The organism is Streptomyces daqingensis, from assembly GCF_014645895.1.
Taxonomy (GTDB): Bacteria; Actinomycetota; Actinomycetes; order Streptomycetales; family Streptomycetaceae; genus Streptomyces; species Streptomyces daqingensis.
Window position 1 is genome coordinate 269,413 of sequence record NZ_BMMP01000009.1, and the last position, 14,386, is coordinate 283,798.

The following is a 14,386-nucleotide window of genomic DNA, read 5'->3' on the forward strand; positions in this document are numbered from 1 at the left end:
CCCGCGCCGCGGACGCGAAACGGTCCGCCCCGGTCGTGTGACCGGGGCGGACCGCTTTGCGTGTATGGGTACCGCCCGGACGGGACGGACGAGGATCACTCCTCGACCATCAGCCCCTTGCGCAGCTTGTTCAGCGTGCGCGACAGGAGCCGCGAGACGTGCATCTGGGAGATGCCGAGCTCCTCGCCGATCTCGCTCTGGGTCATGTTGGCGACGAACCGCAGCGAGAGGATCGTGCGGTCGCGCGAGGGGAGTTCCGCGATCAGCGGCTTGAGGGACTCGACGTACTCGATGCCCTCCAGGCCGTTGTCCTCGTAGCCGATGCGGTCGGCGAGGGCGCCCTCGGTGTCGTCCTCCTCGGGCTGCGCGTCGAGGGAGCTGGCGGTGTAGGCGTTGCTCGCCGCCATGCCCTCGACGACCTCCTCGACGGAGATGCCGAGCCGCTCGGCCAGCTCCTCCATCGTGGGGGCGCGGTCGAGGTTCTGGGCGAGCTCGTCGCCCGCCTTCGCCAGGTCCAGGCGCAGCTCCTGGAGGCGGCGGGGGACCCGCACGGACCAGGAGGTGTCGCGGAAGAAGCGCTTGATCTCGCCGACGATCGTCGGCATCGCGAACGTCGGGAACTCCACGCCGCGTTCGGTGTCGAACCGGTCGATGGCCTTGATGAGGCCGATCGTGCCGACCTGGACGATGTCCTCCATCGGCTCGCTGCGGGAGCGGAAGCGCGAGGCCGCGAACTTCACCAGCGCGAGATTGAGTTCGACCAGGGTGTTGCGCACGTACGAGAACTCGTGCGTGCCCTCTTCGAGGCGCTCCAGGCGCGTGAAGAGCGTCTTGGACATGGCCCGTGCGTCGACGGGTCCGACCTCGTCATAGGGTGGGAGTTCCGGCAGCCCGAGCTGCTCTTCGAGAAGCTCCGCGACCTCTTCCGGGCTCGCGGGGTCCGGCACCTGCTCCGGGCTGAACTGCGCCGGAACGACCGGGGCGGTAGCGGTGCCCGGGTTCCCGTGATCGAGCCTGGGTGACATGTCGGTGTCCTCCATCATCTCGGCATATGGCTGCCGAAGCCGTGACGTGCACTACGAAGGTGCGGCGCCTCCAAAGCCGACGCGTTTTCTGTATGCCTATACGCCTACCCGCTCGCACACGCGCATGGCAAGTGCTAATTGTCCGAATATGCACCAATGTGTGGGTTGTTCGGCTACCGGTTGTGCCGGTGAGGGCGTAGGGTTCATGTCGCTCGACGGGGGAACAAGAGACGGCGCTTTGACAGCAAGAGGGGTGTGCATGGACCGCGGGATGCCCGGCAGCACGAGCCGGGGTCGGCTGACGGTCGACGTCAGACACCAGGGGAGCAGTGCCGTCCTGACCCCCGAGGGTGAGCTCGATCACCACACCGCGGAGGTGCTCAGCGCTCCGCTGGAACAGGCCCTCGAAGACGGCTTCAGCCGCCTCGTCCTGGACTGTTCGCGACTCGAGTTCTGCGACTCGACGGGTCTGAACGTACTGCTCGGAGCCCGGTTGAAGGCCGAGGCGGCGGGCGGCGGGGTGCACCTGGCGGGAATGCTGCCGGTGGTGTCCCGGGTCTTCGAGATCACGGGCGCCGGAGCGGTCTTCACGGTGCACGACGACGTGGACGCGGCCCTGGCCCATGTGGCGGAGGCGTAGCGGTGTCCGCGCCGGATGTGTCCGGCAGACTGCGCGGAAGTTACGCGTGTCACATGAGTCCGTCCGAATCAGTGGGTGTTCTCACGGTTCCGTAGGGCAGGAGATCCTCTGGGCAGTCAGATGGGCAGTCGGACACTCGTGTGTTGTCGCAGGCCCGGGCACCCGGCGACGAGAGGCATTATCGGTGATCGGTGAGGTGAACCACTGATGAGCACCACCCGGCCGTATCCGGCGGGCGACTGCGGTCCGGAGCCCGAGGGCGCCGCGACGACAGCAGCCACGCCCGGCACCGGGACTGCCGGAACGGAAGCCGTCGCCGGCCTCTCCGCGTCCGGTGCCGCGAGCGCGACCGGCGCCGCGAAGCCGTCCGGACCGGGCGGCGCCTCAGGCTCGGCGGAACAGCAGAGCACGCAGGGCCAGGTCCCGCACGACGCCCGGACAGAGCAGCCCGTCCAGGCGCCTCCCGCCGGTGAGGCGGCGCAGGAAGGCGGGGCGGGGGAGCCCGGCGGCACCGGCGGCCCCGCGGAGCGAGAGACCGGGAAGGGGCATCCCATGCGCCAGGTGCGCAGACTGCGCCTGGTCGGCGTCAGCGGTGCCGTTCCCCGCGCCCGTGACTTCGTCCGCCAGGCGCTGCAGGACTGGGGCTGGCTGCCGGCGGCCACCGGCGACCAGCGGGCCGCCGCGGAGGATGTCCTGCTGGTCGTCTCCGAGCTGGTGACGAACGCGTGCCTGCACGCGGACGGGCCCGAGGAACTGCGCGTCGGCAGCGGATCGAAGGTGCTCCGGCTGGAGATCGTCGACCAGGGCAGCGGGTCGCCCGCTCCCCGCACGCCGCACCGCGCCGGACGCCCCGGAGGGCACGGCATGTTCATCGTCCAGCGTCTCTGCCTGGACTGGGGCGTCGTACGCAACCCGGAGGGCAGCGGCAAGACCGTGTGGGCGGAGCTGGCCGCGCCCAGCTGACGGCCGCCTCCGTAGGCCCGGGCCGACCGGTGCTCACTGCCCGGCCGGCCCGTCCGCGTCGCGCCCTCGCAGGGGGGCGCGACTTCTCAGTCTCAGCGGTCGAGTTGCTCGATCCTCGCCACGGACGGCCCGCGACGTGCGCGCAGTTCACGTGAGACCGCCTCCGCGTCGCGCAGCACCCGGACGGCGTTCCGCCACGTCAGCTTGGCCAGGTCCTCCTCCGACCAGTTCCTGCGCAGCAGTTCGGCGACCAGGTGCGGATAGCCGGAGACGTCCTCCAGGTGGCGGGGGGTGAAGGCGGTGCCGTCGTAGTCGCCGCCGATGCCGATGTGGTCGATGCCGGCCACCTCGCGCATGTGGTCGAGATGGTCGGCGACCGTGGACGCGTCGGCGAGCGGACGCGGGTTGCCGCGCTCGAACTCCCGCTGCACGCGCGTCCCCTCCTCGCCCCCGTCCAGCGGGTGCAGTCCGTGGGCCCTCATGTTCTCGTCCGCCGCCTTCGTCCAGGCGATGGCTTCGGGGAGGACGAACTTCGGCACGAACGTGGCCATGGCGACACCGCCGTTGGCGGGCAGCGCGGCGAGCACGTCGTCGGGGATGTTGCGCGGGTGGTCGCAGACCGCGCGCGCCGAGGAGTGCGAGAAGAGCACCGGGGCCTCGGTCGCCCGCAGCGCGTCGCGCATCGTGCTCGCGGCGACGTGCGAGAGGTCGACGAGCATCCCCGTCCGGTTCATCTCGCGCACGACCTCCTCGCCGAAGCGGGAGAGGCCGTCGTGCCGTGGCTCGTCGGTTGCCGAATCGGCCCAGTCGATCGTGTCGTTGTGGGTGAGCGTCATGTAGCGCACGCCCAGCTCGTGGAGTCCGCGCAGCGTCGCGAGCGAGTTGTTGATCGAGTGGCCGCCCTCGGCGCCCATGAGCGAGGCGATGCGGCCCTCAGACCGCGCCGCCTCCATGTCGTCGGCTGTCAGGGCGAGCCGCAGGTCCGCGGGGTGGCGGTCCACCAACTGGCGTACGACGTCGATCTGTTCGAGGCACGCGCTGACCGCGCTGTCGCCGCTGAGGTCCGTGCGCACGTACACGGACCAGAACTGCGCGCCCACTCCGCCGGCACGCAGCCGGGGGATGTCGGTGTGCAGGTGCGCGGACTGGTCCGCGGAGATGTCCCGCTGGTCCAGGTCGTACGCCACCTGTTCGCGCAGCGCCCACGGCAGGTCGTTGTGCCCGTCGACGACGGGGTGCGCGTCGAGGAGTCCGCGTGCGCGCTCCAGGAGGGATCCGTCGGCAGTCATCCGCGTCAGCCCCCGAATCCGAAGCCGGAGTGGCCCGCCGCCACCTTGCTGCGCAGCCTGCGGCCCTTCTCGGACGCCTCCTCGTTCAGCTCTTCCTGGAACCGCCGCATGCGCTCCTGCAGCTCGGGGTCGGCCGCCGCGAGCATCCGGACGGCGAGCAGGCCGGCGTTGCGGGCCCCGCCGACCGAGACCGTCGCCACCGGCACCCCGGCGGGCATCTGCACGATCGAGAGCAGGGAGTCCATGCCGTCGAGGTACTTCAGCGGCACCGGTACGCCGATGACCGGCAGCGGTGTCACCGAGGCGAGCATTCCCGGCAGGTGGGCGGCGCCGCCCGCTCCGGCGATGATCGCGCGCAGCCCGCGCCCGGCCGCCTCCTCCCCGTAGGCGACCATCTCGCGGGGCATGCGGTGTGCGGAGACGACGTCCGCCTCGTAGGGGACCTCGAACTCGTCCAGCGCCTTCGCGGCTTCCTCCATGACGGGCCAGTCGGAGTCGGAGCCCATCACGAGCCCCACAAGCGGGGTTCCAGTCGTCATTCGGGAATCGTCCCTCGCAGGTATCCGGCGGCGTGGGCCGCGCGTTCGCGCACATCGGCCAGGTCGTCGCCGTAGGTGTTGACGTGGCCGACCTTCCGGCCGGGCTTCACGTCCTTGCCGTACATGTGGATCTTCAGCTGCGGGTCGCGCGCCATGCAGTGCAGGTAGGCGGAGTACATGTCCGGGTAGTCGCCGCCGAGTACGTTCGCCATCACCGTCCACTCGGCGCGCGGACGCGGATCGCCCAGCGGGAGGTCGAGCACGGCCCGCAGGTGGTTGGCGAACTGCGAGGTGACGGCGCCGTCCTGCGTCCAGTGGCCGGAGTTGTGCGGGCGCATCGCCAGCTCGTTCACCAGCACCCGTCCGTCGCGGGTCTCGAAGAGCTCCACCGCGAGGTGGCCGACCACGCCCAGTTCGCCGGCGATGCGCAGCGCCAACTCCTGTGCCTGCACGGCCTCTTGTTCCGGCAGGGCGGGGGCAGGGGCGATCACGGTGTCGCAGACGCCGTCCACCTGGATCGACTCGACGACGGGGTAGGCGACCGCCTGGCCGTGCGGCGAGCGCACCACGCAGGCCGCCAGCTCGCGGGCGAAGTCCACCTTCTCCTCCGCCAGGACGGGGACGCCCGCCTTGAACGGGTCGGCCGCTTCGGCGGTGCTGCGCACGACCCACACGCCCTTGCCGTCGTAGCCGCCGCGCACGGTCTTCAGCACGACGGGCACGGGGAAGGCGCTCCCGGAGCCGGAGCCGGAGCCCGGGCCGGAGCCGGTGTCCGCGTCGCCCGTGTCCTGCCGTGCGCCGGCCGCCCGCGCCGCCTCGGAGGCGAAGGCCGCCACATCCCCGGGGTCGCGCACGATGCGGTGCAGCGGGCACGGGATCCCCATGGCGTCGAGCCGGGCGCGCATCACACCCTTGTCCTGCGCGTGCACCAGCGCGTCAGGCCCGGGGCGTACGGGGATCCCGTCCGCCTCCAGGGCGCGCAGGTGCTCGGTCGGCACGTGCTCGTGGTCGAAGGTGATCACGTCGCACCCGCGGGCGAACTCGCGCAGCGTGTCGAGGTCGCGGTAGTCGCCCACGACGACGTCGCGCACGACCTGCGCAGCGGAATCCTGCGGGGTGTCCGAGAGAAGCCTGAATCTGATGCCGAGAGGGATGCCCGCCTCGTGGCTCATACGGGCGAGCTGGCCACCGCCGACCATGCCGACTACCGGGAACGTCACAACGTCAGCGTATCCGCACGCCCTCCGGTCCCCGAGCCCGGCGGGTGGCGTCCGGCCACTCCCGGGGCGCGGCCGTCCGGAGCACCGGCCGTGTCCCCCCGCCGACACTCCCGCCGCGGGCCTCAGCGGCTCGCGCGGCGGTGCACCGTCCGGCTCAGCCGTGGTGCGCCCGGGGCCGGCGTCGCAGCTCCCGCACGCTCCCGGTGCGGACGCCGCCGCGCGGGTCCCGGCCCGCCCGGCTGCTCCGCACCGCGCTGCGCGAGCGGGGGCCGCTGGTTAGCATGTGCGCGGGGGACGGACGACCGCGACCGGAACGGGGCACAGCGAGACCATGGGTGAATGGGGCGCAGCGCGCACAGTGAGACGACTGCGCACCCGGCTCGAACGCCTCGCTCGCGAGGTCGCCAAGTTCGGTGCTGTCGGTGCGGTCGGGTTCCTGGTCAACGTGGCCGTCTTCAACCTGTGTATCCACACGTTCCAGCTGGCACCGATCCGCTCCGGTGTGATCTCGCAGGTCGTCGCGATCGGCACCAACTACCTGGGCAACCGGTACTGGACGTACCGGCACACCGACAAGCGGCGCATCCACCGCGAGACGGTCCTCTTCTTCGCCTTCAGCGGCGTCGCGCTCGTCATCGAGAACGCGGTGCTCGCCGTCTCCCACTACGGTCTCGGCTTCACTTCGCCGCTCGCGGACAACATCGCCAAGAACGTGATCGGTCTGGGCATCGGCACGGTCTTTCGCTTCTGGACGTACCGCACGTGGGTGTTCCAGACGGGTTCCGCAGGCCGCGTCTTCGGACGTTCCGGCGCCTCAGGAGAGCTCTCGTCCAAGGAAAAGCGCGAAGACCGGCGGGTGTTGCTGAAGTAGCTCCAGCCGCCCGCCGTCCGCTTCGGCGAGGTCGCGGGCGACGGCCAGGCCGAGACCGGTGGAGTTGTGACCGCTCACCGTCCGCTCGAAGACCCGCGAGCCGAGCTGCGGGTCCACACCGGGGCCCTGGTCGGTCACCTCCACGACGACCTGGTTGCCGGTGATGCGGGTGCGCAGGGCGACGGTCCCGGCCCCGTGCATGAGGGAGTTCTCGATCAGCGTCGCGAGCACCTGGGCCACGGCTCCCGGCGTCCCCACCGCCCGCACACCCGGCTTTCCGGAGCGGACGATCGCCCGCCCCTCGCTCCTGCAGGCCGGCTTCCACTCCTCGACCTGCTGCTTGAGCACCTCGTCCAGATCGAAGTCCACGGCCGAACCGGAGCGGGGATCGCGGGAGTTGGTGAGGAGGCGCTGCACGACGTCCGTCAGCCGCTCCACCTGCGCCAGGGCGATCGTCGCCTCCTCCTTGACGGTGGCCTGGTCCTCCGGGTCGTCGGTGTCGGCGGTCGCGATGATCTCCTCGAGGCGCATGGACAGCGCGGTCAGCGGCGTGCGCAGCTGGTGCGAGGCGTCCGCGGCGAGCCGCCGCTCGGCGGTGAGCATCCGCCCGATGCGGTCGGCGCTGCCGTCCAGCACGTCGGCGACCCGGTCCAGCTCGGGGACGCCGTAGCGCCGGTGGCGCGGTCTGGGGTCGCCCGAACCCAGCCGTTCGGCGGTCTCGGCGAGGTCGGTGAGCGGTGCGGCGACCCGGTGCGCCTGCCGTACCGCGAGGATCGCGGCGGCGGCCACCGCGAGAAGGGCGACCGCGAGAATGATCCCGAGGGTGCGGCCGATCTCCTCCTGGACCGAGCCGTAGGACCGCCGCACGGTGACGCGCTCGCCGTGGCCGCCCGTCTGCGACGCCTGGATGACCTTGCCCTCGAGCTTCTTTCCGAGCGTGATGGTGCGCTGCCCCGGGACCTCGATGCGCACGTGGCGGTTCGTCGGCGCGGCGTTGCTCATCGTGCCCGGGGAAACCCGCTCACCTGCGACGATGCGGCTCTCCACGACGGAGATCAGCTGGGCGGCCTCCGACTGCACCCCGTCCTGGGCGCTGTTCTCGATGGAGCGCGACTCCACGAGGATCAGCGAGACGCCGAAGACGGCGACCACGACGAGCACGACCGCGAGGGTCGACTGGATCAGCCGCCGTCGCACGTACGCCTCACGGTCAGCTCTTCTCGAAGCGGAAGCCCACGCCCCGCACGGTCGCGATGTAGCGGGGGTTGGCCGCGTCGTCGCCCAGCTTCTTGCGGAGCCACGAGATGTGCATGTCGAGGGTCTTCGTGGAGGACCACCACGTGGTGTCCCACACCTCGCGCATGAGCTGGTCGCGCGTGACGACCCGTCCGGCGTCGCGCACCAGGACGCGCAGCAGGTCGAACTCCTTCGCCGTCAGCTGCAGTTCCTCCTCGCCCATCCACACGCGGTGCGACTCGACGTCGATGCGCACCCCGTGCGTCGCGGGCGGCACCACGGGCTCGACCGGTGCGCCGCGCCGGAGGAGGGCCCGGACGCGCGCGAGCAGCTCGGCGAGGCGGAACGGTTTCGTCACGTAGTCGTCCGCGCCCGCGTCGAGGCCCACCACCGTGTCCACCTCGTCGGCGCGGGCCGTGAGGACGAGCACGGGGAAGGTGTGCCCTTCGGTGCGCAGCCGGCGGCAGACCTCCAGACCGTCCATTCCGGGGAGGCCGAGGTCCAGCACGACGAGGTCGATCCCGTCGCGCAGCCCGACGTCGAGTGCCGTGGGGCCGTCCTTGCGCACCTCGACCTCGTATCCCTCGCGGCGAAGCGCACGGGCGAGCGGCTCCGAGATCGAGGTGTCGTCCTCGGCGAGCAGTACACGGGTCATGAGCTGATGGTAGTCCTCGTTGCGATGCGTAAGGCCGGTCCCCGGCAACCGGTGCGGATCGTCGGAGATGCACACTCGTTACCTTCGATTTGGCCGAAATGATATGGGCGTCACCTGTGATCTGTGTCGCAACGCCTTCCGTTCGGGGGGTCTTCGTGACGTATGGTGAGGGCCGCTTCCGGGTGCGTGTGTTCTGCACGTATCACCGTCGGCCCTGTTCAGGGCTTCTGTGCGCAGATGCCCGCCCGGCCGTCGTCGCGGCCGGACCGGCACGGCGGAGGCGGCCCGAGATCGGTCAGTGACCCGTCGGCTGGGCCCGTTGCGTGATCTACGCGCGTTGCACGGGGGTGCGCGGCTGGCAGGCACCATCCCAACAGCGAGGAACCCCCCACATGGCCTCCACACTCTCCAAGGACGAACCGCAGGATCCACCCGCGGCCGAGGGCAGGACCTTCTTCGGTCACCCCCGCGGTCTCGCCACCCTCTTCATGACCGAGATGTGGGAGCGCTTCAGCTTCTACGGAATGCGCGCCCTGCTCGTCCTCTACCTGACGGCGGCGGTCACCGAAGGCGGCATGGGAATGGCCACGGCCACCGCCGTGGCCCTCTACTCCGTCTACAACGCCACCGTCTACCTCATGGCGATGCCGGGCGGCTGGCTCGGCGACCGCGTCTGGGGCCCCCGCAAGACGGTCGCCGTCTCGTCGTTCGTGATCATGATCGGCCACGGGCTGCTGGCCGTGGGCGTCGACGCCCTGTTCTTCGTCGGGCTGGTGTTCATCGGCGTCGGCTCCGGTCTGCTGAAGGCCAACATCTCGACGATGGTCGGCCACCTCTACCAGGGGCCCAACGACCCGCGCAGGGACGGCGGCTTCACCGTCTTCTACATGGGGATCAACATCGGCGCCTTCGCCGCGCCGCTGCTGATCGGCTGGGCCGGCCAGAAGGTCAGCTGGCACCTGGGCTTCGGCCTCGCCGCGCTCGGCATGGGGCTGGGCCTGATCCAGTTCCTCATCGGCACCCGGCACCTGCCGGCGCGCTCGAGCGTCGTCCCGTACCCGCTCAGCCGCGACGAGCGGACGAAGGCGATCCGCAACACCGTGCTGGCCGTCGTCGTGCTCGCGCTCTTCTACACCGCCGTCGTGCTCGCCGACGCCTTCACCATCGACTGGGTGCTGTGGCCGGTGAGCATCGCCGGACTGATCCTGCCCACGTGGTACTTCGTGCGGATGCGGCGCGACCGTGAGGTCACGGTCGAGGAGAAGAAGAAGCTCGGCGCCTACATCTGGTTCTTCATCGCCGCGGCCATCTTCTGGATGATCTTCGACCAGTCCGGCTCCACGCTGACGCTGTTCGCCGAGAAGGAGACGTCCACGGACCTGTGGGGCATCGAGTTCCCGACCAGCTGGTTCCAGTCGGTGAACCCGCTGTGGGTGATGACGATCGCCCCGGTGCTCGCCGCGCTCTGGGTGAAGCTGGGCAGCCGCAACCCCACCACCACGACGAAGTTCTCGATGGGTCTCATAGGCGTCGGTGCGTCCTTCGGCCTGATGATGCTGGCCATGGCCGCCGCCTCGGGCGACGCCAAGGTCAGCCCGCTCTGGCTGATCTTCGTCTACCTGATCCAGACTCTCGCCGAGCTGTGTCTCTCGCCCGTCGGCCTGTCGGTGACGACGAAGCTGGCCCCGGCCAAGTACGCGAGCCAGCTGATGGGCGTGTGGTTCCTCGCCGTCACGGCGGGAGACTGCGTCTTCGCGATCGTCCAGCTGCTCATCGGCGACGCCGCGAGCGGCAGGACCGGTTTCGCGGTGCAGGGCGTCATCGCCGCCCTCGCCGGCGTGGTCTTCCTCGCCGCGCGCAACAAGATCCGGCCCCTGATGGGTGAGGTGAAGTAACCCGCGCGGCCCCGGTACGACCGCGAGCGGCCCCCCGGCTCCCAGAGCCGGGGGGCCGCCGTGCGTACGGGCGGCGCGCTTCCGGCACCCGCGCGGTCGCGGAGGGCGATGTTGCGGCCATGGGCCGGCGCCCCGACGCTGAGGGTGTGCGCAGGCTTCCCCTCGCTGTCCTCGTCGGCCTGACGGTGCTGCTCTGCACGTCACCCGTGCTGTACGCCGGCCCCGCGGCCGGACGGGAGACGGAGCGCGCCCACTCCTACGGCCCGCGGGCACGCCAGCAGCTGGTCGCCTACCGTGACCGGACGCCGCCCGCTCGCGGCGAGGCGCTCCCCGGCGTGGTCGTCCTGCACGGCGGCTTCTGGTACCAGGACAGGTCGCGGGGCTGGCGCCCGTGGGCCCGGCGCATCGCCGACGAGGGCGTCGTCGTCTTCGACGTCGACTACCGGCGCAGCGTGGACGCCCCCTGGCCGGCTCAGCGCCGGGACGTCCTGCGCGCGCTGCACTGGATCCGCCGGCACGCCGGGAGCCTCGGCGTCGACCCGCGCCGGCTGGTGCTCCTCGGGTCGTCCGCGGGCGGGCACCTGGCCACGAACGTGGCGGCGTACGGGGCCGGCCGCGAGCTGCTCGCGGGCGCCGTGGCGCTCTCGCCCGTCGTCGATCCGTACCGCGCCTGGCGGGACGGCGCGGCGAGGGACGGCGGCACTGTCCGCCGTGGCGCGGCCGTCCTGCGCTCGAGCGCCGCCGTGCTCGCGGGATGCGACCCGCGGCGCGGCTCCGGCGCGGAGCGGGCGGACTGCCGGCGTGTCTGGCGGGACATGTCCGCGGTCCACCACGCGACGGGCGGCGACGACGCCCCGATGCTGCTCGTCCACTCCCGGCGGGACTTCGTGCCGCCGGTGCACTCCGAGGACCTGCGCGCGGCCGAGCGGCGGCGCGGCATGGGCGCGGACGACGTCCGCGTCGTGACGGTCCCCGGGGCGGAGCACGGCGGGGCGCTGATGCGCACGCCGGCCGTGGCCGAGCGGGTCCTCGGCTGGATCGCGGCCCGCACGGGCGCACGTACGGAGCGGGACGCGGCGCGGCCGCCGTGACGGCCGCGAGGCGTCCGGGCGGCGCGTGCACGGAAGCGGGGCGCACTGTCGCCCCTGCCCCCGGAGAAACGCCGGAGGGGCGCTCCCGTTCGATCGGGAGCGCCCCTCCGGGCCGGTCGGCAACGGGCGCCGGAGCTCGCGCGGCTCCGGTGCCGCCGGGCCTACGGCAGGTTGCGGGACATGACGATCCGCTGGACCTGGTTCGTGCCCTCGTAGATCTGCGTGATCTTCGCATCGCGCATCATCCGCTCGACCGGGTAGTCGCGCGTGTAGCCGTAGCCGCCGAGCAGCTGGACGGCGTCCGTGGTGATCTCCATGGCCGCGTCCGAGGCGTAGCACTTGGCCGCCGCGCCGAAGAAGGTCAGGTCCTCGTCGCCGCCGCCGAGGGAGACGCGCTCGGACTTCGCGGCAGCCGCGTACGTCAGCTGGCGGGCGGCCTCCAGCTTCATCGCCATGTCGGCGAGCATGAACTGGACGCCCTGGAAGTCGCCGATCGGCTTGCCGAACTGCTTGCGCTCGGTGACATAACCCTTGGCGTAGTCCAGAGCGCCCTGCGCGATGCCGAGGGCCTGGGCCGCGATGGTGATGCGGGTGTGGTCGAGGGTCTTCATCGCCGTGGCGAAGCCGGTGCCCTCCTCGCCCAGCATGCGCTCGGCGGGGATGCGCACGTTGTCGAGGTACACCTCGCGCGTCGGGGAGCCCTTGATGCCGAGCTTCTTCTCGGGGGCGCCGAAGGAGACGCCCTCGTCGTCCTTCTCGACGACGAACGCGGAGATGCCCTTGGTGCGCTTGTCCGGGTCGGTCACGGCCATGACCGTGTAGTAGTCGGAGACGCCGGCGTTGGTGATCCAGCGCTTCACGCCGTTGAGCACGTAGTGGTCGCCGTCCCGCACCGCCTTCGTCTTCATGCCGCCCGCGTCCGAGCCGGCGTCCGGCTCGCTCAGGCAGTACGAGAACATCGCCTCGCCGCGGGCGAGCGGGGCGAGGTACTTCTTCTTCAGCTCCTCGCTGCCCGAGAGGATCACGGGCAGCGAACCGAGCTTGTTGACCGCCGGGATGAGGGAGGAGGAGGCGCAGACGCGTGCGACCTCCTCGATCACGATGACGGTCGCGAGCGCGTCGGCCCCCGCGCCCCCGTACGCCTCGGGTACGTGCACGGCGTGCAGGTCGTTGGACTCGAGCGCGTCCCGGGCCTCCTGCGGGAAGCGGCCCTCCTCGTCGACCTCCGCGGCGAAGGGGGCGATCTTCGCCTCGGAGAGGGCGCGCACCGAGTCCCTGAGCATGTCGTGCTCCTCGGACGGCCGGTAGAGGCCGAATTCGGCGGCCGCGCTTTTTCCCGATGGCGCCAAGGTGACTCACTCCTCTTCAGCTCTGCTTCGCTGGGCGGCGAGCGGAATACGTGTGGGGACTGTGGGACGGCTAACTACCGTTAAGTAACCGATTCTAGAGGTCACCGGCCTGACCGGGATACGTGAGGTTCACGACAGGACGCCCCCGTTATGCTGCCCGGGCAGCGTTCTCGGAGCGTTCCAGACGTCGTCCTACAGGAGCACCCCCTCATGGCCAACAAGGCCCCGCTCAGGATCACAGTGATCGGCACCGGGTATCTCGGCGCCACCCACGCCGCCGCCATGGCCGAACTGGGCTTCGAGGTGCTCGGGCTCGACATCTCGCCGGAGAAGATCGCGCTGCTGGAGCGCGGCGAGACGCCGATGTACGAACCGGGTCTGGACGAACTGCTGCGCAGGCACGTGGCGGGGCACCCCGACTCCAGCGGACGGCTCCGCTTCACGACCTCCTACGAGGAAGTGGGCGAATTCGGCGACGTCCACTTCATCTGCGTCAACACCCCGCAGAAGCACGGTGAGTACGCGTGCGACATGTCCTACGTCGACAGCGCCATCGACGCGCTCGCGGTGCATCTGAAGCGCCGTGCCCTGGTCGTGGGGAAGTCCACCGTGCCCGTGGGCAGCGCGCAGCGCCTGGCGGTACGGCTCGCGGAGCTGGCGCCGGCGGGCCAGGAGGCCGAACTGGCCTGGAACCCGGAGTTCCTGCGGGAGGGCTTCGCGGTGAAGGACACCCTGCACCCGGACCGCGTCGTGGTGGGCGTCCGCAGCGAGAGCGCCGAGAAGACGCTGCGCGAGGTGTACGCGACGCCGCTGGCCGAGGGTTCGCCGTTCATCGTCACCGACTTCCCGACCGCCGAGCTCGTCAAGACGTCCGCCAACTCCTTCCTCGCGACGAAGATTTCCTTCATCAACGCGATGGCGGAGGTGTGCGAGGCCGCCGACGGCGACGTGGTGAAGCTGGCCGAGGCGATCGGCCACGACGACCGCATCGGCAAGAAGTTCCTGCGTTCCGGCATCGGCTTCGGCGGCGGCTGCCTGCCCAAGGACATCCGTGCCTTCATGGCGCGGGCGGGCGAACTGGGCGCGTCCGAGGCGCTGACGTTCCTGCGCGAGGTCGACTCGATCAACATGCGGCGCAGGGCCCACATGGTCGAGCTGACGCGGGAGGCCGTCGGCGGCACGCTCCTGGGAACGCGCATCGGCGTGCTGGGCGCCACGTTCAAGCCGGACTCCGACGACGTACGGGACTCGCCCGCGCTGAACGTCGCCGGCCAACTGCACCTGCAGGGCGCGCAGGTGACGGTCTACGACCCCAAGGGCATGGACAACGCGCGGGCCATCTTCCCGACGCTGCGCTACGCGCCGAGCGCGCATGAGGCCGCGCGGGGCGCCGACGTCCTGCTGCATCTCACGGAATGGCGCGAGTTCCAGGAGCTGGACCCGGCGGCGCTGGGCGAGGTCGTCGCGGTACGGCGCGTGCTGGACGGGCGGAACACCCTCGACCCGGCGATGTGGCGCAAGGAGAACTGGCACTTCCGCGCGCTGGGACGCCCCACGGCCTGACCGGCCGCGCTGCCCCGTCCCGCCGTCTCGCGCGGGTCGCCGTGCCCGGC

At 71.2% G+C, this 14,386-nt stretch carries 13 protein-coding genes; 6 read left to right on the forward strand and 7 right to left on the reverse strand.

Translation table 11 applies throughout. From position 1 onward, the window contains the following. Positions 1-95: 95 nt before the first annotated feature. Positions 96-1,025, reverse strand: a complete 930-nt coding sequence (locus tag IEY56_RS15630) for an RNA polymerase sigma factor SigF (RefSeq protein WP_373292094.1) — start codon at positions 1,023-1,025, stop codon at positions 96-98. A gap of 259 nt (positions 1,026-1,284) precedes the next feature. Here IEY56_RS15630 and IEY56_RS15635 point away from each other — a divergent pair, with 259 nt between their 5' ends. Both IEY56_RS15635 and IEY56_RS29085 read left to right on the forward strand, forming a co-directional pair. Further along, the gene (locus tag IEY56_RS15635; RefSeq protein ID WP_189037785.1) at positions 1,285-1,665 is read left to right on the forward strand and encodes an STAS domain-containing protein; all 381 of its coding nucleotides are present in this window, start codon (positions 1,285-1,287) and stop codon (positions 1,663-1,665) included. A 207-nt stretch (positions 1,666-1,872) separates the two neighbouring features. Beyond that, positions 1,873-2,628, forward strand: a complete 756-nt coding sequence (locus IEY56_RS29085) for an ATP-binding protein (RefSeq protein ID WP_189037786.1) — start codon at positions 1,873-1,875, stop codon at positions 2,626-2,628. A 92-nt stretch (positions 2,629-2,720) separates the two neighbouring features. On the opposite strand, the gene IEY56_RS15645 is transcribed toward IEY56_RS29085, so the two are convergent. From IEY56_RS15645 to IEY56_RS15655, 3 genes are read right to left on the reverse strand one after another with little or no spacing between them, the layout of a single operon-like run. Continuing rightward, positions 2,721-3,917, reverse strand: a complete 1,197-nt coding sequence (locus tag IEY56_RS15645; protein WP_189037787.1) for a dipeptidase — start codon at positions 3,915-3,917, stop codon at positions 2,721-2,723. 5 nt (positions 3,918-3,922) lie between these two features. Beyond that, complete coding sequence (gene purE, locus IEY56_RS15650; RefSeq protein WP_189037788.1) at positions 3,923-4,456, reverse strand: 5-(carboxyamino)imidazole ribonucleotide mutase; 534 nt, start codon at positions 4,454-4,456, stop codon at positions 3,923-3,925. After that, positions 4,453-5,655 carry a 5-(carboxyamino)imidazole ribonucleotide synthase gene (locus IEY56_RS15655; RefSeq protein ID WP_189037850.1) on the reverse strand — a complete coding sequence of 401 codons (1,203 nt, stop codon included), beginning with the start codon at positions 5,653-5,655 and terminating at the stop codon, positions 4,453-4,455. Before IEY56_RS15655 ends, purE begins: the two co-directional genes overlap by 4 nt. A 352-nt stretch (positions 5,656-6,007) precedes the next feature. Between IEY56_RS15655 and IEY56_RS15660 the strand changes: the two genes are divergently transcribed. Then, positions 6,008-6,547 (forward strand): GtrA family protein, encoded by a 540-nt coding sequence (locus IEY56_RS15660; RefSeq protein WP_045861900.1) that lies wholly within the window; start codon positions 6,008-6,010, stop codon positions 6,545-6,547. Here the strand turns inward: IEY56_RS15660 and IEY56_RS15665 are convergent. Both IEY56_RS15665 and IEY56_RS15670 read right to left on the reverse strand, forming a co-directional pair. Next, complete coding sequence (locus tag IEY56_RS15665; RefSeq protein WP_189037789.1) at positions 6,491-7,744, reverse strand: sensor histidine kinase; 1,254 nt, start codon at positions 7,742-7,744, stop codon at positions 6,491-6,493. The genes IEY56_RS15660 and IEY56_RS15665 overlap by 57 nt on opposite strands. A gap of 13 nt (positions 7,745-7,757) precedes the next feature. Then, positions 7,758-8,438 (reverse strand): response regulator transcription factor, encoded by a 681-nt coding sequence (locus IEY56_RS15670; protein WP_189037790.1) that lies wholly within the window; start codon positions 8,436-8,438, stop codon positions 7,758-7,760. A gap of 392 nt (positions 8,439-8,830) precedes the next feature. On the opposite strand from IEY56_RS15670, the gene IEY56_RS15675 reads away from it, so the two are divergent. Together IEY56_RS15675 and IEY56_RS15680 are read left to right on the forward strand one after the other, a co-directional pair. Continuing rightward, positions 8,831-10,333, forward strand: coding sequence for a peptide MFS transporter (locus IEY56_RS15675; RefSeq protein WP_189037791.1), 1,503 nt, complete (start codon positions 8,831-8,833; stop codon positions 10,331-10,333). Positions 10,334-10,479: 146 nt separating this feature from the next. Then, positions 10,480-11,424, forward strand: a complete 945-nt coding sequence (locus IEY56_RS15680) for an alpha/beta hydrolase (RefSeq protein WP_189037792.1) — start codon at positions 10,480-10,482, stop codon at positions 11,422-11,424. A 161-nt stretch (positions 11,425-11,585) separates the two neighbouring features. Here IEY56_RS15680 and IEY56_RS15685 read toward each other — a convergent pair whose 3' ends face one another. Then, on the reverse strand, positions 11,586-12,773 hold the full coding sequence (locus IEY56_RS15685) for an acyl-CoA dehydrogenase (RefSeq protein ID WP_268241329.1): 1,188 nt from the start codon (positions 12,771-12,773) through the stop codon (positions 11,586-11,588). A gap of 210 nt (positions 12,774-12,983) precedes the next feature. On the opposite strand from IEY56_RS15685, the gene IEY56_RS15690 reads away from it, so the two are divergent. After that, a complete protein-coding gene (locus IEY56_RS15690; protein ID WP_189037794.1) occupies positions 12,984-14,336 on the forward strand; it encodes a UDP-glucose dehydrogenase family protein in 1,353 nt (450 codons plus the stop codon). Positions 14,337-14,386 lie beyond the last annotated feature (50 nt).